An 18336-nucleotide genomic window follows, 5' to 3' on the forward strand; every position below is an offset into this window, starting at 1 on the left:
ATCAGCTCGGCTTGATCTCGATGGTCTTCTCGGCGGCCACGGCTTCGGGCTTCTTCGGCAGGTTCAGGGTCAGCACGCCCTTCTTGAAGGTGGCCTCGATGCGGTCGGTGTCGACCACCTCGGGCAGGTTGAAGCTGCGCTGGAAGGAGCCGTAGTAGCGCTCGGAGAAATAGGAGTCCTTCTTCCTGTCCTCCTTCTCCTCTTTCTTCTCGCCCTTGATGGTCAGGACGCGGTTGGCCAGTCTGACCTGGACGTCCTTCTCGTCCATGCCGGGCAGTTCGGCGGAAAGCTCGTAGAAATCCCCCTTGTCGCTGATGTCGACGGCGGGGATGCCCTGGCTGAACAGCTCGCGGGACCAGAGCGGCTCGCCCTCGAACAGGTTGCGGCCGAAGGGGGAGCGCAGTGCCTTGCGGTTGAAGTCGGAGAAGAGATGATCGATCTGTCGGCGCAGACGCTCCAGGGGATGCGGGCTCTCCGGGGACTTGCCGCTCTCGCCGTTCACTGGAACTTGCTTTTCGGTATCAGCCATATCCAATTCCTCCCTAGTTCGAGTCCGAAGCGGACGCTGCGATTCTGGCGCTCTCCAGATGGAAGCCTTTTGACTGTAGTCAAACCCGGCCGGACCTGCCGGCGCCGGGAGGCTCTGGCGCGCCGGAGGCGGAAACGGCCGTCACGGGGACGGCGCGACGAAGCCGAGCAGGGTGCTGATGGTGACGAAGGAAGCCACCGTGGTCAGCAGCAGGGCGGCGGCGCAGCGGCCGTCGACGCCGAAGCGCTGGCCGAGGATGGGGTAGATGCTCAGCATGGGCGCGCTGGCGAAGAGCACGCCGGCGGCCATCAGCGCCGGGTCCACGTCGGGCAGCAGCGAGAAGATCAGCAGCACGGCCAGCGGATGCAGGATCAGCTTGCCGAAGGCGATCATGCCGATCTCGCCCTGCATGCCGCTGAGCCGCAGGCCGTAGAGGGAGCCGCCGATGACGAACAGCGCCAGCGGCGCCGAAGCGGTGGCCAGCATCTCCACCACCCTGGCCGGCACCGCCGGCAGGCGCAGCTCCAGCAGGGCCAGCGGCAGGCCGATGGCCATGGCGATGATCAGCGGGCTTCTCGCCAGGCGCTTGAGGGTTTCCCGCGCCACGCTCAGGGCCGAGCCCTCCTGTCGGCCGGCTTCGGCCAGTGCCAGGGCCAGCGGGATGATCAGCAGGTTCTCCACCACCATGTTCAGCGCCAGGCCGATGGCCGCGGTGGCGCCCAGGGTCATGGCGACGATGGGGTAGCCGACGAAGCCGCTGTTGGAGTTGGCCATGCCCAGGGCGGCGATGGCGCTGCTGTCCAGCGGTTCCCGGCGCAGCGTGCGGCTGGCCAGCAGGCCGAGGCAGAACACCGTCAGCGAGCCGAGGCCGTAGGCCGTCAGGTACTGCCAGTTGAACACCTCGCCGATCGGGTTCTCCGACACCGCCTTCAGCACCAGCGCCGGCAGGGCGAAGTTGATGACGACGGCGCCCATGCCGCGGACCTGTTCGCGGCTGATCAATCCGCCCCTGGCGGACAGGAAGCCCAGCCCGATCAGGATGAAGATGGGGGTGGTGATGGAGAGAATCTGCAGCACGGCGGACATCCTTGTTTTGGCGGTGCTTGGTGAAGCGGCTGGCTTCGATTGTACCCAGCGGCAGGCTCGTTTGCCTCACCGGCGGGAGGCCATTGAGTTCGTTCGGCGAACGGGGCCTTGTCCGGCACCGATCCGCCCGCCACCGCATCAGCTCGTCGGCCGGGGCCGGCGGATTCGCCTCGCTTCCCGGCGAACCTGATCTAGTCTCTTTCCCCAGCCCGCCGGAGCCTGTCAGGCCGCAGTCGGCGCGGACCGGCCAAGCCAGCCGCAACGGGGAAGCCATGACCACTGCCATCGCCAAGGGCCTGCCCACCTCCGACAGTCGGGTACGCCATATCGGCTACCTGATCGTCTTCGTCACCTTCGGCCTGTTCGGCACCTGGGCCACCCTCGCGCCGCTGGACAGCGCGGCCCTGGCCCAGGGGGTGGTGACCGTGCAGAGCTTCCGTAAGACCATCCAGCATTTGGAAGGCGGCATCGTCAAGGAACTGCACGCCCGCGACGGCGACATGGTCAAGGCCGGCGACCCGCTGATCGTCCTCGACGACACGCAGATCCGCGCCGACTACGAGGTCACCCGCAGCCAGCTGATCGCCGCCCAGGCCATGGAGGCGCGCTTGCGCGCCGAGCGCGACGACCTCCCGGCCATCGACTTTTCCCACATGGTCGAACAGGACAGCCCGCGCGCCCGGGAGGCCCGCGACGGCGAGAGCCAGGTGTTCCAGGCCCGGCGCAACTCGCGCCTGGGCGAGATCGCGGTGCTGGAAAAGCGCATCGGCCAGTTGCACGAGCAGATCAATGGCCTGCAGGAGATGATCCGCACCAAGAACGGCCTGGAGGACTCCTTCCGCAAGGAGATCGCCGAGCTCAGGGAACTGCTCTCCGAGGGCTTCGTCGACAAGCAGCGGCTGCTGGAGCAGGAGCGCAACCTGGACAAGATCCACGCCGAGGTGGCCGACCACCGCTCGGAGATCACCAAGACCCGCCTGCGGATCAACGAGACCGAATTGCAGATCGTCCAGCTCAACAAGGACTTCAACGCCGATGTGGTCGGCCAACTGGCGGACGTGCAGACCAAGGTCTTCGACCTGCAGGAGAAGATGAATGCCCTGGAGGACCGCCTGGGTCGGGTGGTGATCCGCGCCCCCGAGGACGGCATGATCCTCGGCATGACGGTGCACACCGTCGGCGGGGTGATCAACCCGGGCACGCCGCTGATGGACATCGTGCCCTCGGTGTCCGACCTGATCATCGAGGCGCGGGTCGCACCGGTGGACATCGACCGGGTCGAGGTGGGCAAGCTCGCCGACATCCGCTTCAGCAACTTCAACAGCCGCACCACGCCGATCATCGAGGGCCGGGTGATCCAGGTCTCGGCCGACCGCCTGGTCGACGAGAAGACCGGGATTCCCTACTACCTGGCCCGCGTCGGCCTCACCGAGGAAGGCTCCCGGCGCCTGAGCGGGCTCAGGCTGCAGCCGGGGATGCCGGCCGAGGTCTACATCAACACCGGCAAGCGCACCATGCTGGAGTACCTGCTGCAGCCGGCCAGCAACGCCGTCGCCCGCGCGCTGATCGAGGAGTAGCGGCCCCTGCGTCGCCGGCCGTCCGATAGACGCGTGGGGAGGGCAGGCTCGCCATGCGTCCGCCCGGGGATTTTCTATGCTCGTCCTGTCGGCAGGAAAGAGACTCCTGAACCATGACAGCTTCCCCCCGATCCGACCTCCAAGTCGTCCTGACGGCCTGCAAGGGCAGTTTTCTTGCGGTGGGCCTGTTCAGCCTGTTCGTCAACTTCCTCATGCTGGTGCCGTCCTTCTTCATGCTGCAGGTCTACGACCGGGTACTGGCCTCCGGCAGCGAAGCGACGCTGGTGATGCTCTGCCTGATCCTGCTGCTGCTGCTGGGCACCATGGGCTGCCTGGAGTGGGTGCGCTCGCGGATCATGGTGCGGGTCAGCACGCGCATCGACAGCCTGCTCGGCCCGCGCCTGTACGACGCCAGCTTCCAGCAGGCGCTGCTGAGCGGCGGCATGCTCGGCTCGGCCCAGGCCCTCAGCGATCTGACCGGGCTGCGCCAGTTCCTCACCGGCAACGGCCTGTTCGCCTTCTTCGACGCACCCTGGCTGCCGATCTACCTGGCGGTGATGTTCCTCTTCCACCCCTGGTACGGCTGGTTCGGCACCTTCAGCGCGCTGCTGCTGGTGGTCCTGGCCTACGCCAACGAGCGGCTGACCCACCAGCCGCTGCAGCTGGCCAACCAGGAGAACCTGGCGGCCACCAACTTCACCAGCAAGAGCCTGCGCAACGCCGAGGTAGTGGCCTCCATGGGCATGCTGCCGCAGCTGCGCCAGCGCTGGGAGGGCATCAACCACCGGGCGCTGATCCTGCAGTCGCTGGCCAGCGACCGCGCCGGCGCGCTCACCGCCCTGTCGCGGACCCTGCGCCTCTTGGTGCAGTCGCTGATCCTGGCGCTGGGTTCCTACCTGGTGCTGGAGCAGGAGATCAGCCCCGGGCTGATGATCGCCGGCTCGATCCTGCTCGGCCGGGCGCTGGCGCCCATCGACCTGATGATCGGCGTCTGGAAGGGCTTCTCCACTGCCCGCAGCCAGTACGCCCGGCTCAGCGAGCTGCTGCGCAAGTTCCCCCCGGCGCCCGAGCGCATGCCGCTGCCGGCGCCGCGGGGCGAGCTGAGCGTCGAGGGCCTGGTGGTGGCGCCGCCCGGGGGGCGCCAGCCGACCCTGCGCGGGCTCAACCTGCGGGTGGCGGCGGGCGAGGCGGTGGGCGTGGTCGGCCCCAGCGGCGCCGGCAAGTCGACCCTGGCGCGCGCCCTGCTCGGCATCTGGGCGGCGCAGCAGGGCAAGGTGCGCCTGGACGGCGCCGACATCGCCTGCTGGCAGCGCGACGAGCTGGGGCCCTACCTCGGCTATCTGCCGCAGGACATCGAGCTGTTCGAGGGCACCATCAGCGAGAACATCGCCCGTTTCGGCAAGGTCGATCCGGCGGCGGTGGTCGAGGCCGCCCGCCTGGCCGGGGTGCACGAGCTGATCCTGCGCCTGCCGGAGGGCTACGACACCCTGATCGGCGCCACCGGCGGCGGGCTCTCCGGCGGCCAGCGCCAGCGCATAGGCCTGGCCCGGGCGGTGTACGGCCAGCCCCGGCTGATCGTGCTCGACGAGCCCAACTCCAACCTGGACGACCAGGGCGAGCGGGCCCTGATCCTCGCGCTGCAGCAGCTCAAGGCCGCCGGCGCCACCCTGTTCGTCATCAGCCACCGGCCGAGCGTGCTGTGCGGCGTCGACAAGCTGCTGGTGCTGCGCGAAGGGATGGCCGCGCTGTACGGCCCGCGCGAGCGGGTGATGGCCGAGTTGCAGGGCGGCCAGCCGCCGGTCCCGGCGCCGCGCCGGGCCGGCGAGTGAAGCGAAGTACCTGCGAACTTCGTAACTTCCGCGCATTGCGGGAAAACCCTCAATGCCAACCGATAATATCGTGGACTTGAACTTTCCGGATTGATCGGAACGACACGAGTTCGACGTTGGTTTATTGACGGCTGAAACTTTCTCGCGGACTTTTCCGGATGACTTGGATAAATGCCGCGATATTATTCGGGTGGGCCGAAACAATATCGACTCTTTGTCCGGTATTTCATGGGCCGCTGATCGGATAAAACGGGCCGCATTCTTTCCCGGCGGCAGCCAGTCATTAACTGTCTATGCTTGCCTGTGCGGAATCGCATTATCGAATCGCTGGCAAGTTGGGTCGGCGGCTTTCGTATGGATGAAAGAAAAGTTCGCAGCTCACACTGGCCGGCAATCACAACCCCTGGGGTAAAGAGTAGGGAGCGTGAAACATGGTTATCGTAGGCACTGGCAACAACGACAGCCTTCACGGCGGTAACGAGCCGGACACCATCAGCGGCCTCGACGGCGACGACACCCTGAGCGGCGGTCACGGAGACGACCGGCTCGACGGCGGCAACGGCAACGACTGGCTCTACGGCGAGGACGGCAACGACCAGCTCTACGGCGGTGCTGGCGAGGACACCCTCTACGGCGAGAACGGCGACGACCGCCTCTGGGGCGGCGCCGACAAGGACCACCTGGTCGGCGGTAACGGCAACGATACGATCGACGGCGGCCTCGGCGACGATCACGTGATCGGCAGCGAGGGCAACGACACCCTCGCCGGGGCGGCCGGCGACGATTTCCTCAACGGCGGCGACGGTAACGACTCCCTCGTCGGCGGCGTCGGCAACGACCACCTCGACGCCGGCTCCGGCAACGACCTGCTGGACGGCGGGCAGGGCGAGGACGAGCTGGACGGCGGCGCCGGCAACGACCGGCTGATCGGCGGCCTCGGCGGCGACACCCTGATCGGCGGCAATGGCAACGATCAGCTCGACGGTGGCCTCGGCGGCGACCGGCTGTTCGGCAGCGACGGCAACGACCAGCTCAACGGCGGCGGGGGCGGCGACTGGCTATTCGGCGGCGCGGGCGTCGACCGGCTGATGGGCGACAACGGCGACGACTGCCTGGTCGGCGGCGACGGCGCGGACATCCTCCAGGGCGCCGGCGGCTCCGACACCATCGTCGGCGAAGGCGGCGCGGACCAGCTGAGCGGCGGTGCCGGCTTCGACCGTTTCACCTACGTCAACCTCACCGACAGCGGCCCGGACAGCGGCAGCCGAGACGTCATCAGCGACTTCGGCCATGGCGACATCCTCGACCTGTCGATGCTGGACGCCAACGCCGCCACGCCCGCCAACGACGCCTTCACCGGCTTCGTCGACAGCGGGAGCCCGTTCACCGCGTCCGGCCAGCTGATGTTCGACAACGGCGTGCTCTACGGCAACGTGAACGCCGACAACGCGGCGGATTTCGCCATCCAGCTCACCGGCGTCACCGACCTGCACATGTCTGACGTGGTCGCCTGAGGCGGGCCGGCATGATCGGCCCCGGCGCTCGCCGGGGCCTTGTCGTGCCGGGCGGAATCGCTCCGACTCTTTTCTCTTCGGCTTCGGCAACTTTTCCGTATCGATTCTTCATTATTGAAAAGAGGCGAAGACAACTAAGCAGTGAATCGTTCTGCTTGAACGAAACGAAGAATAGGGGCGAGCGGAATAATTATCCGGTGAAGTTGCGCTCGGCATGTTTCCGGTTCATGTCGAACGAGCGTAAGTATATTCGGCCATTGGCGACCGGTTATCGATTGAATCCCGCGAATCAATATTTTCGACGGCATCCCGGGATTATCTGACTATTCTTCCAACTTGCTGAAATGCAGCATCCCATTGCTGGCGAGTCGATTCAGCGGCTACCGATTAATTCTCCAGGTCCATTGAGCGAACTTGCCAGCGATTCAACGACCCCCTGATTTATTGAGTAGGGAGACTGGAAGTATGGCTATCCGCATCGGAACACCCGGCCCCGACATCATCAACGGCACCCTCGCCCCCGATTACATCGACGGCCTCGCCGGCAACGACACCCTCAACGGTCTGGCCGGCGGCGACTGGATCGTCGGCGGTCCCGGCAACGACACCCTCAACGGCAACCTGGGCAACGACCAGCTCAACGGCGGTCCCGGCAACGATCAACTCAATGGCGGCTTCGGCAACGACTGGCTGGTCGGCGGCCCGGGCAACGACCAGCTCGACGGCGGCGCCGGGGCCGACAACATGGCCGGCGGGCAGGGCAACGACACCTACTTCGTCGACAATCCCGGGGACGTGATCAACGAGCCGGTCAACGGCGGCGTCGACACCGTCAACTCCAGCGTCACCCGCATCCTCGGCGCCAATCAGGAGAATCTCGTCCTGAGCGGTCTCGCGGCCATCAACGGCACCGGCAACGCACTGGACAACCATCTGACCGGCAACAACGCCGACAACGTGCTCAGCGGCCTGGGCGGCAACGACACCATCGACGGTCTGGGCGGCAACGATACCCTCAACGGCGATGCCGGCAACGACACCCTCAACGGCGGTCTGGGCAACGACGTCCTCAACGGCGGCCTCGGTCTCGACCGGCTCTATGGCCAGGAGGGCAACGACCGTCTGTTCGGCGGAGCCGACCACGACTACCTCGACGGCGGCGACGGCAACGACTGGCTCGACGCCGGCGAGGGCAACGACGAGCTCTACTCCCGTGCCGGCGACGACCAGCTCTGGGGCGGCGCCGGCAACGACCGGCTGCATGCCGGGCTGGGCAACGACGAGCTGCACGGCGGCATCGCCGACGACTGGCTGTACGGCGACGAAGGCAACGACCAGCTCTTCGCCGAGGAAGGCAACGACCGTCTGGACGGTGGCGTCGGCGACGACCGGCTGATCGCCGGCGACGGCAACGACCGCGGCTTCGGCGGCGAGGGCAACGACTTCATCGACGGCGGCAACGGCAACGACTGGTTCGACGGCAACAACGGCGACGACACCCTCTACGGCGGTGCCGGCAACGACACCCTCTACGGCAGCAACGGCCTCGACCAGCTGTGGGGCGGCATCGGCGACGACCAGCTCTACGGCGGTCTGGGCAACGACACCCTCAACGGCGAGGCCGGCAACGACCGGCTCTACGGCGAGCTCGGCAACGACCAGCTGAACGGCGGTCCGGGCAACGATCTGCTGGACGGCGGCCTCGGCAACGACTGGCTCGACGGCGGCCTGGGCAACGACCAGCTCCTCGGCGGCAACGGCGCCGACCTGCTGCGCGGCATGGCCGGCGACGACCGCCTGGACGGCGGCAACGGTGCCGACTGGCTGGAGGGCGGGCTGGGCAACGACGTCCTGACCGGCGGTCAGGGCCACGACACCCTGAACGGCGGTCTGGGCAACGACACCTTCGTCTACAGCGCGCTGACCGACAGCGGCCTCAACCTGGTCAACCAGGACGTCATCAACGGCTTCGCCCACGGGGCCGACAAGGTCGACCTGTCGGCGCTGGACGCCAACACGGCCACCGCCGGCGACGACGCCTTCACCGTGTTCGTCGACGACTTCACCGCCGCCGGACAACTCAAGTTCGAAGGCGGGGTGCTCTCCGGCAACGTGAATGCGGACGTCGCCCCCGACTTCGCCATCCAGGTCACCGGCGTTCCGAACCTGACCCTCGGCGACGTGATCGCCTGACCGGCAGCGTTCGCCGCGAACGGTCCGGGGGCGGCTGTTCCGCTCCCGGATCGCTAGCGACGCATCAGGCTTTCCCGGCTACGGGGCGCGGACGTCATCCGTGTCCGTGTGTTCTGGCTTCCTGCCGCCGCGCGGCAGGCAACTGCCGGCAGATTCGTACGGCTGCCCCGAGCGGCGCGGGCCGATGAACCGCCGGTGATACGACACCCGATCAAGTGGGAGGAATGGAAGTATGGCGATCATCAACGGTACCGCCTTCGACGATACCCTCAACGGCACTCCCCTCAACGACACCATCAACGGCCACAGCGGCAACGACACCCTCAACGGCCTGGGCGGCAACGACGTTATCAACGGCAGCACCGCCAATCCCCTGACCCATCTCGACAACGAACTCGACCACATCCTCGGCGACGACGACGTCATCAATGCCGGCTTCGGCAACGACCTGGTCAGCGGCGGCAGCGGCGCGGACGTGATCAACGGCGGCGCCGGGGACGACCGTGTCAGCGGCGGCGACGGCGAAGACCGGATCAGCGGCCAGGCCGGCAACGACGTCCTCAACGGCGACAACCACGACGACTTCCTCGACGGCGGTATCGGCAACGACACGCTCAACGGCGGCAGCGGCCACGACGAGCTCCACGGCGGAATCGGCGCCGACCGGCTCAACGGCGGCAACGGCGTCGACCATCTCTGGGGCGAGGACGGCAACGACATCATGGATGGCGCGGAAGAGGCCGACTGGCTCTACGGCGGCAACGGCCACGACCGGCTCGCCGGCGGCCTGGGCGACGACGAACTGCACGGCGAGGCCGGCAACGACACCCTCAGCGGCCAGGCCGGCGACGACGAGCTCGCCGGCGGTGCCGGCTACGACACCCTGCTCGGCGGCATCGGCGCCGACAGCCTGGACGGCGGCGCCGACGACGACTGGCTCTACGGCGGTATCGGCAACGACCGCCTGAAGGGCGGCCTGGGCAACGACGAGCTGAACGGCGAGGCCGGCGACGACTTCCTCCGCGGCGAGGACGGCGACGACGATCTGGATGGCGGCTTCGGCAGCGACACTCTGAGCGGCGGCAACGGCGACGACCGGCTCGACGGCGGCTTCGGCAACGACCATCTGGCCGGCGGTGCGGGCAAGGATGTGCTGAACGGCGGGCTGGGCAGCGACCACTTCGTCTACACCTCGGTCGCCGATTCCGGACTCACCGGCACCACCTGGGACGTCATCAACGGCTTCGCCCGGGGCAGCGACAAGATCGAGCTGTCGACCATCGATGCCAACACCGCCACGCCCAACGACAACGAGGCCTTCTCGGCGTTCGTCAATCCCATGGACCCCTTCACCGCGGCCGGACAGCTGAAGTTCGACGCCGGGGTGCTCTACGGCAACGTGGATGCCGACGCCGCCGCCGAGTTCGCCATCCAGGTCACCGGCGTCAACAACCTGGATATGACCGACGTGATCGCCTGAACGGATGCCCGGCGCTTCGCGAAGCCCCGGCCGCCTTTCCCGGCGCCGGGGCTTTCGCGGCGATGGCGGGGCGCGGCATTTCTCGACATGGCGGACCGTGCGAACCGCCTCGGAGCGAGCCAGTGAGGAGAGCGGAACATGGCTGACTATTACGGCACCAGCGGCGACGACACCCTCAACGGCGGCAACGGCGACGACCGTCTCTACGGCCGCGCCGGCAACGACCGTCTTCACGGCAACCCGGGCCGCGACTGGCTGTTCGGCGAGGACGGCCAGGACTGGCTGTACGGCGGCGCCGGCTATGACCGGCTCGACGGCGGCCGCGGCAGCGACCGGCTCATGGGCGGTCTGGGTAACGACCAGCTCTACGCCGGCCTGGGCAACGACCAGCTGTTCGGCGACGACAACGACGACTGGCTGTTCGGCGAGGCCGGCAACGACCGCCTCAACGGCGGCTACGGTCACGACCGTCTCGATGGGGGCGACGGCGACGACCTGCTGCAGGGCGAGGACGGCCACGACTGGTTCGATGGCGGCGCCGGCAACGACCGGCTCTACGGCGGCGCCGGCAACGACGAGCTGTACGACACCGGAGTCAGCGACGATCAGTTCTACGGCGGCACCAGCGACGACCTGATCTACGCCGGCTTCGGCAACGACCTGCTCTACGGCGAGGACGAGAACGACTGGCTCAACGGCGAGTACGGCGACGACCAGCTCTACGGCGGCGACGGTCACGACCGCCTCGAGGGCAGCGACGGCAACGACCGGCTCGACGGCGGCAACGGCAACGACTGGTTCGACGGCGGCTACGGCAACGACGAACTCTACGGCGGCGCCGGCAACGACTTCCTCAACGACGGCGGCAACGGCGAAGACCTGATCTATGCCGGCTTCGGCAACGACCAGCTGTACGGCGGCTACGACAGCGACCGGCTGTTCGGCGAGGACGACAACGACTGGCTCTACGGCGAGGACGGCGACGACTGGCTCGATGGCGGCAACGGCAACGACCGCCTGGAGGGCGGCGGCGGCAACGATATGCTCTACGGCGGCAGCCAGAACGACTGGCTGGAAGGCGGCGACGGCAACGACTGGTTCGTCTACCGGGCCCTCTCTGACACCGGCCTCGACAGCGGCAGCTGGGATGTCGTCAACGGCTTTACCCAGGGCAGCGACAAGATCGATCTGGCAGCGCTGGACGCCGACCTCGACAAGCCCGGCGACGATGGGTTCACCGCCCTGCTCGGCAGCCAGGAGGAGTTCAGCTCCGCCGGGCAGCTGAAGTACGCCGGCGGGGTGCTCTACGGCAACGTCAACGCGGACGCCACGGCCGATTTCGCCATTGCCATCACCGGCGTCGGCAGTCTGACCCTGGCGGACGTGATCGTCTGATCCGCAGCTTGCGCAGGAGGAGTGGACATGACCCGGAACCCCATCGTCGGCACCAACGGCAACGACATTCTCAACGGCACCAGCGGCGCCGACGCCATCACCGCCCTGGAGGGCGACGATGTCCTCAACGGCCGCGCCGGCGACGACAGCCTCAGCGGCGGCAAGGGCAACGACCGGCTGGACGGCGGCGACGGCAACGACGCCCTGAACGGCAACAGCGGCAACGACGGCCTCTACGGCGGCCGCGGCGACGACCGGCTCTACGGCACCGCTGGGGACGACCTGCTCGACGGCGGCTCCGGCGCCGACCTGCTCAGCGGCGGGACCGGCAGCGATACCTACGTGATCGACGATCCCGGCGACCGGATCGTCGAGACCGACACCTACGGCGATCTGGAGACCGTCTACTCCAGCGTCAGCCATACCCTGGGCGACTTCCAGGAGTGGCTGGTGCTCATCGGCGACCAGACCATCGACGGCATCGGCAACGACCTGGGCAACGAACTGACCGGAAACCACGCCGACAACCTGCTGGATGCCGGCGCCGGCAACGACGTGCTCAACGGCAACTACGGCAGCGACATCCTCTACGGCGGCGCCGGCGACGACTGGCTCTACGGCGACGACGTGCTGAGCCCCGACCTGGGCAACGACCGGCTCTACGGCGGCGAGGGCGACGACACCCTCTACGGCATCGACGGAGTCGACTGGCTCGAGGGCGGCGCGGGCAACGACTGGCTCAATGCCGGCGCCGGCGACGACGTGCTCTACGGCGGCCCGGGCAAGGACCGGCTGAACGATCCCTCCGGCCACGACCGCTTCGTCTACCACGCCCTCGAGGACACCGGCCTCGACAGCGCCAGCTGGGACGTCATCTCCGGCTTCGGTCGCGGCGAGGACCAGGTCGACCTGTCCGGGCTGGACGCCGACACGGCCACCCTGGACAACGAAGCCTTCACCGCCTTCATCGACCCCGGCGCGGAGTTCAGCCAGCCCGGCCAGCTCAAGTTCGACAACGGCGTGCTCTACGGCAACGTGAACGGCGACAGCGCGGCCGACTTCGCCATCGAGCTGCTCGGCGTCGACAGCCTGACCCTCGACGACGTGATCGCCTGAGCCGTCAGTCGAAGCGGCTGCTGCGCACCAGCGCGACGGCGGCCAGCACCACGGCGCCGGCCAGGACCGTCATCGCCGGCAGCATGCCGATGGCGTCGACCACCGCGCCGATGCCGAGGATGCACAGGGCGCTGCCCAGATAGCCCGCCACGTAGAGCAGCGAATTGAGGGCGCCGCGGTGCTCCGCCGGGGCGATCGCGCCCAGGCGGCCGACCGCGCCGACGAACGAGGCGCCGTAGCCGGTGCCGGCGAGCAGGGTGAACAGGCAGAACGACCAGCCCCGGCCGTAGACCAGGCTGGCCACGCAACCGCACCAGCTGACCGCCAGCAGGATGCTGCCCAGGCGGATCGCCGGGCGCGCCTGCAGCTGCCGGCAGAGGAACTGGCTGGCGCCGGCGGAGAGCTGGAAGCCGGCGACCACCAGACCGCCGGCGGCCAGACTGCCGGAGGGCAGGGTCGAGGCCAGCAGTGTCGGGCCGAGAGCGACGAACAGCGAGCCCACCGACCAGGCCAGCACCAGCGCGGCGCAGAGCATGGCGAACGGCTGGCGGATCGGCCGCAGGGCCCGCAGCGGGCTCTCCCGGCCGGAGGCGGCCCGCTGCAGGGCGGGCATGGCCGGCTGCCTCGGCCAGCGGCCGAGCAGCAGGCCCAGGCCGGTGAGCAGCGCCAGCGCCACGTTGAACAGGAAGGGCGAGCTGCGCGGCCAGAACTCCAGGTACAGGGCCGTCGAGCTGAGCACCGGCCCCAGCGCCGCGCCGCCGGTGAAGGCGAGGGTGGCGATGCTGGCGGCGCGCTTGCGCAGGTCCAGGGCGTCGAAATCCATCAGCGCCGCGTTGGCGCTGCCGGTCAGCGCGCCGGTGCCGAGTCCGGCCAGCAGGCGGCCGAGGAACAGCTGCGACAGGTCGTCGGCGAAGGCGAACAGCAGGGCGCCGAGGGCGACCATGCCCAGGGCCGGCAGGATGATCAGGCGGCGGTCCGGCAGGCGGTCGGAGAGCCGGCCGCAGCAGGCGAGGGCGATCAGCACGCCGAAGGCGTAGAGGGCGTAGAGGGCGCTCAGGGTGACCGACGGGAAGCCCCAGAGCGACTGGTAGAGCCCGTACAGCGGCGACGGCGTGGTGCTGCCGAGCAGGGCGCTGACCAGGGCCAGGGCGAGGAAGGTGCGGGGTGTCGCCAGTCCGGTATGCAGGGCGGGCGACGAAGAGGGGGCATCCACGGCGAATATCTCGGGCGGCAGGCGGTTGGTCGAGGGAGCGGAGCCGGCGCGTCTCGCGTCGGCCGGTGAAGCGCGGCAGTGTCCCGCCGGAGCTCGCCCGGTTGAAGGCACGGGTTGCACAAAGGCTTGCACTTTTATCGCAAATCCCCGGTCGGCTGGCCATCGGGGCGAGCCTGCAGGCGGAATTCGCTGGGCGTGAGCCCGGTGTGCTTGCGGATGAAACGGCTGAAGTAGCCCTCGTCGGAAAACCCCAGATCGAGGGCGATCTCCTTGATGCTGCGGCCGGAGTAGGCCAGCTCGCGCTTGGCCTCGAGCACCAGGCGGGCGTTGATCACCGCCAGCGGGGTCATCCCCAGCTGTTCCTGGCAGAGGCGCCCGAGGGTGGCCAGGGTCATGCCCAGCTCCTCGGCGTAGTCGCTGACCGTGCGGTGCGCGCGGAAGTGGATCTCCACCCGTTCGCGGAACTGCTTGACCTGCTGGGCGCGCCGGCTGTGCGCCGGGCTCGGGCGGACGGGGCCGCCGAAGCGGAATACGTTGATCAGCAGCGCCAGCAGCAGGGCCGTGCTGCAGGCGACGTGCTCGCGTCCGCGGCCGAGGTATTCCTCCTCCAGGGCGGCGAACAGCGGCAGCAGCGGGTCCTCCTCCGGCAGCCAGTAGGGCAGCTCGATCAGCTGGCGCTCCTGCAGCTGCGGCAGCAGGCCGGGGCAGAGGGGGCCGGCGATCGACTCCAGCGGGTGCTGCAGGGCGGTGATCACCTTGCCTTCCACCGCGCCGTCCCAGCGGAAGCCGTGCACGCTCTGCGCCGGCACGTAGATGACGCAGGGCGCCCGCGCGATCAGGCTGAGGCTGTCGCAGAGCACGGTGCCGCCGCCTTTCTGCAGGTAGAGGAGCTGCAGCAGGGTGTCGTGGCGGTGGGGGGCGATCTCCCAGGCGTAGGCGCCGGAGCGCGTGGAGATGGACTCCACGTGCAGGGACTCGTGCCAGATCGGCTGGGAGACCTCGCCGTAGAGGGCGTAGTTCGGGATCTTGTTCATGTCCTGGGGCTCCTTGCCCTGGGTTCGAGCGCACGCGCGGCGACGGCAGAGGCGACGGCCGCCCGCCCATTTGTGCAAAAAGTCGGGGCGCTTGTCGATTTCGTCCATTCAGGGGCCCCGGGGGCGACCCTACCATTGCCCCACGTGCAGAGCCTTGCAGCTCGACGCTCCAACAACAATAAGAACCGCGCGGAATCGGCGTGCTCGGCACCGCGCGAAACAGCGGAGACATCATGGATAACGACAAGAACGACAACTGGCTGAAGCTGGATGCGGCCGTCTGCGTGGTCAGCGGTGCCGCCGGCGGCATCGGCAGCGAAATCGCCACGGCGCTGGTCGGGCAGGGCGCCCGGGTGGTGCTGCTGGATCTCGACGAGGGCCGCTGCCGGCAGCTCGCCGAGCGACTCTCGCCCATGAGCGCCGAGCCGCCGCTGGCCATCGCCTGCGACATCGCCGACCCGGCCAGCGTGCAGCGGGCGGCGGCGCAGGTGGAAAGCCGCTTCGGCCGCTGCGACGTGCTGGTCAACAACGCCAGCGTGTTGCAGCCCGGCGGCATCGAGGACATCGCCCTGGAGCAGTGGAACCGGGTGCTGTCGGTCAATCTCAACGGCTACCTGCTCTGTTCCCAGGCCTTCGGCCGGCTGATGCTGGCCCGCCAGTCCGGGCGCATCGTGCACATCGCCTCGATCGCCGCCCACTTCCCGCAGTCCTGGAGCGGCGCCTACAGCGCGGCCAAGGCCGGCGTCGGCATGCTCTCCCGGCAGATCGCCAGCGAGTGGGGCGCGCGCGGCGTGCGCAGCAACGTGGTCTGCCCGGGGCTGATCCGCACGCCCCTGTCCGCCGCCTTCTACGCCGACCCCGAGATCGAGCGTCAGCGCTGCGCCATGACCGCCAACCGGCGCATCGGCGAGCCGGCGGACATCGCCCAGGCCGTGCTGTTCCTCGCCAGCCCGCGGGCGGACTACGTCAACGGCGCCGAGCTGACCGTCGACGGCGGCCTGGAATGCATGCCCATGGCGCTGATCCCGCGTCCCGGCTTCGAGTCCCCGGTAGCCGCCCGTCGCGGCTGATTCCCCCTTCCGCTAACCCCCATCGGCGTGCGCCGCGTCCGCGCGCGGGCGCGCCCGTGCCCATCCGGCAAGGAGACTGCCCATGAGTCAGCAACCCCCTCGTCCCGCCCTCGAGTGCGACGTCCTGGTCGTCGGTTCCGGCGCCGGCGGACTATCCACCGCCATCACCGCGAAGAAGAACGGCCTGGACGTGGTCGTGATCGAGAAGGAGGAATATTTCGGCGGCACCACGGCCTTTTCCGGCGGGGTGCTGTGGATCCCCGGCAACCGTCACGCCAAGGCCAACGGCGTGCAGGACAGCCGCGACGCCGCGCGCACCTACCTGCAGCACGAGACCGGCGCCTTCTTCGACGCCGAGGCGGTCGACGCCTTCCTCGAGCACGGCCCGGAAATGGTGGAGTTCTTCGAGCGCGAGACGACCGTCAAGTTCGTCCCGACCCTGTACCCGGACTACCATCCGGACGTCGGCGGCGGGGTGGACATCGGCCGCTCGATCCTCGCCGCGCCCTACGACATCCGCCAGCTCGGCGACGACATGGCGCGCCTGCGCCCGCCGCTGAAGACCATCACCTTCATCGGCATGATGTTCAACTCGTCCAACGCCGACCTGAAGCACTTCTTCAACGCCACCAGGTCGCTGACCTCCTTCGTCTACGTGGCCAAGCGCCTGGCCACCCATATGAAGGAGCTGGCCCTGTACCGGCGCGGCATCAACGCCACCAGCGGCAACGCCCTGGCCGCGCGGCTGGCCAGGTCGGCGCTGGACCTGAACATCCCGATCCACACCGGCACCGCCGCCCGCGAGCTGCTGCTGGAGAACGGCCGGGTGGTCGGCGCCCGGGTGCAGGGGCCGCAGGGCGAGCTGCGGATCGCCGCCCGCCGCGGCGTGGTGCTGGCCTGCGGCGGCTTCTCCCACGACCTCGAGCGCATCCGTCAGGCCTATCCGCACCTGCGGCGCGGCGGCGAGCACCTCTCGCCGGTGCCGGCGGGCAACACCGGCGACGGCGCACGCATGGCCGAGGCCGCCGGCGGCCGGGTGGAGATCCGCTATCCGCAGCCCGCCGCCTGGATGCCGGTGTCGCGGGTGCCGCTGGGCAAGGGCCGCTACGGGGTCTTCCCGCACCTGCTCGACCGCTACAAGCCGGGCATCATCGGCGTGCTGCGCGACGGCCGGCGCTTCACCAACGAGTCGAACTCCTACCACGACGTCGGCGCCGCGCTGATCCGCGCCTGCGAGGGCCTGGGCGAAACGGCCATGTGGCTGATCTGCGACCGCACGGCCATCGCCAAGTACGGCCTGGGCTACGCCAAGCCGGCGCCGATGCCGCTGGCGCCGCTGCTGCGCAGCGGCTACCTGCAGAAGGCCGGGACGCTCGCCGAGCTGGCGGCCAAGGTTGGCATCGATCCGCACGGGCTGGCGGAGACCGTGCGGGCCCACAACGCCGGCGCCCGCTACGGCGAGGACCCCGAGTTCGGTCGCGGCAGCACTTCGTTCAACCGTTACCTGGCGGACCCGGAGCACAAGCCCAATCCCTGCGTGGCGCCGATCGAGAGGGGGCCGTTCTACGCGCTCAAGGTGATCATGGGCGATCTCGGCACCTTCGACGGCATCCGCACCAGCGTGGCCGGCGAGGTGCTGGACGGGCAGGGCGCCGCCATCCCCGGCCTGTACGCGGTGGGCAACGACCGCGCCAGCGTGATGGGCGGCAACTACCCGGGCGCCGGCATCACCCTCGGCCCGATCATGACCTTCGGCTACATCACCGGCCGCCATCTGGCGCGGGCCGGCGACGAGAAGAACACCAAGCGCTACCTGGAGGCCGTCTGATGAACCACAAGCCCGTCGTCGATCACCGCATCTACACCATCAAGCCGCGCGGCATGGCCGAATTCCTGGAGGTCTTCGACCGCCTGGCGATGCCGGTGCTGCTGCGCCACCTGGGGCCGCCGCTGGCCTTCTACACCAGCTGCATCGGTCCGCTGAACCAGGTGGTGCACCTCTGGGGCTACGACAGCCTGGACGATTTCGAGCGGCGCGGCCTGGCCCGCGACCGCGACCCGGATTTCCCCGAGTACCTGCAGGCCTCGGCGCATCTGGTGATCGCCCAGGAGACCCGGATCATCAGGCCGGTGCAGTTCAAGAGCCTGCTCTGAGGAGCCGGCGGCGGGCCGGACGCGGCGATCGCCTTGCCGCTGCGTCCGGCTCGGGAATCTGTCAGTCGGCCCCGCCCCATCGAGTGTCGCTTCAACAATAAGAACGAGCCCCCACGGGGCGCTCGATAAAAACGAGGTGAACCCAA

14 protein-coding genes are annotated in these 18336 nt (G+C 68.7%); 10 read left to right on the plus strand and 4 right to left on the minus strand.

The annotated features are described in order from the left end of the window. Nucleotide 1: 1 nt before the first annotated feature. Both ACFOJE_RS20590 and ACFOJE_RS20595 read right to left on the minus strand, forming a co-directional pair. Nucleotides 2-529, minus strand: coding sequence for an Hsp20/alpha crystallin family protein (locus ACFOJE_RS20590; protein ID WP_377816852.1), 528 nt, complete (start codon nucleotides 527-529; stop codon nucleotides 2-4). Between the two features lie 141 nt (nucleotides 530-670). Beyond that, nucleotides 671-1606 (minus strand): AEC family transporter, encoded by a 936-nt coding sequence (locus tag ACFOJE_RS20595; protein WP_377816853.1) that lies wholly within the window; start codon nucleotides 1604-1606, stop codon nucleotides 671-673. 281 nt (nucleotides 1607-1887) lie between these two features. Here ACFOJE_RS20595 and ACFOJE_RS20600 point away from each other — a divergent pair, with 281 nt between their 5' ends. The 7 genes from ACFOJE_RS20600 (at nucleotide 1888) to ACFOJE_RS20630 (ending at nucleotide 12719) form a co-directional block, all read left to right on the plus strand. Then, complete coding sequence (locus tag ACFOJE_RS20600) at nucleotides 1888-3192, plus strand: HlyD family type I secretion periplasmic adaptor subunit (protein ID WP_377816854.1); 1305 nt, start codon at nucleotides 1888-1890, stop codon at nucleotides 3190-3192. A gap of 113 nt (nucleotides 3193-3305) precedes the next feature. Beyond that, on the plus strand, nucleotides 3306-5021 hold the full coding sequence (locus ACFOJE_RS20605; RefSeq protein ID WP_377816855.1) for a type I secretion system permease/ATPase: 1716 nt from the start codon (nucleotides 3306-3308) through the stop codon (nucleotides 5019-5021). A 431-nt stretch (nucleotides 5022-5452) separates the two neighbouring features. Beyond that, nucleotides 5453-6535 carry a calcium-binding protein gene (locus ACFOJE_RS20610; protein WP_377816856.1) on the plus strand — a complete coding sequence of 361 codons (1083 nt, stop codon included), beginning with the start codon at nucleotides 5453-5455 and terminating at the stop codon, nucleotides 6533-6535. Between the two features lie 465 nt (nucleotides 6536-7000). Next, nucleotides 7001-8728: a calcium-binding protein gene (locus ACFOJE_RS20615; RefSeq protein ID WP_377816857.1), complete on the plus strand. Its 1728-nt coding sequence runs from the start codon at nucleotides 7001-7003 to the stop codon at nucleotides 8726-8728. Between the two features lie 232 nt (nucleotides 8729-8960). After that, on the plus strand, nucleotides 8961-10208 hold the full coding sequence (locus ACFOJE_RS20620; protein ID WP_377816858.1) for a calcium-binding protein: 1248 nt from the start codon (nucleotides 8961-8963) through the stop codon (nucleotides 10206-10208). Nucleotides 10209-10346: 138 nt separating this feature from the next. Then, nucleotides 10347-11603 (plus strand): calcium-binding protein, encoded by a 1257-nt coding sequence (locus ACFOJE_RS20625; protein WP_377816859.1) that lies wholly within the window; start codon nucleotides 10347-10349, stop codon nucleotides 11601-11603. Nucleotides 11604-11630: 27 nt separating this feature from the next. Beyond that, nucleotides 11631-12719, plus strand: a complete 1089-nt coding sequence (locus ACFOJE_RS20630; protein ID WP_377816860.1) for a calcium-binding protein — start codon at nucleotides 11631-11633, stop codon at nucleotides 12717-12719. Between the two features lie 4 nt (nucleotides 12720-12723). Here ACFOJE_RS20630 and ACFOJE_RS20635 read toward each other — a convergent pair whose 3' ends face one another. Next, nucleotides 12724-13932, minus strand: coding sequence for an MFS transporter (locus ACFOJE_RS20635; protein ID WP_377816862.1), 1209 nt, complete (start codon nucleotides 13930-13932; stop codon nucleotides 12724-12726). Between the two features lie 134 nt (nucleotides 13933-14066). Next, a complete protein-coding gene (locus tag ACFOJE_RS20640; RefSeq protein WP_377816863.1) occupies nucleotides 14067-14966 on the minus strand; it encodes a helix-turn-helix domain-containing protein in 900 nt (299 codons plus the stop codon). A gap of 233 nt (nucleotides 14967-15199) precedes the next feature. On the opposite strand from ACFOJE_RS20640, the gene ACFOJE_RS20645 reads away from it, so the two are divergent. From ACFOJE_RS20645 to ACFOJE_RS20655, 3 genes are all read left to right on the plus strand, one after another. Continuing rightward, nucleotides 15200-16036 carry an SDR family NAD(P)-dependent oxidoreductase gene (locus tag ACFOJE_RS20645; protein WP_377816865.1) on the plus strand — a complete coding sequence of 279 codons (837 nt, stop codon included), beginning with the start codon at nucleotides 15200-15202 and terminating at the stop codon, nucleotides 16034-16036. Between the two features lie 82 nt (nucleotides 16037-16118). Next, on the plus strand, nucleotides 16119-17864 hold the full coding sequence (locus ACFOJE_RS20650) for an FAD-dependent oxidoreductase (protein ID WP_377816866.1): 1746 nt from the start codon (nucleotides 16119-16121) through the stop codon (nucleotides 17862-17864). Further along, complete coding sequence (locus ACFOJE_RS20655) at nucleotides 17864-18190, plus strand: NIPSNAP family protein (protein ID WP_377816867.1); 327 nt, start codon at nucleotides 17864-17866, stop codon at nucleotides 18188-18190. The genes ACFOJE_RS20650 and ACFOJE_RS20655 overlap by 1 nt, the downstream gene beginning before the upstream one ends. The last annotated feature ends 146 nt before the right edge of the window (nucleotides 18191-18336 follow it).

Source organism: Azotobacter bryophylli (genome assembly GCF_042643485.1).
Lineage (GTDB): Bacteria > Pseudomonadota > Gammaproteobacteria > Pseudomonadales > Pseudomonadaceae > Azotobacter > Azotobacter bryophylli.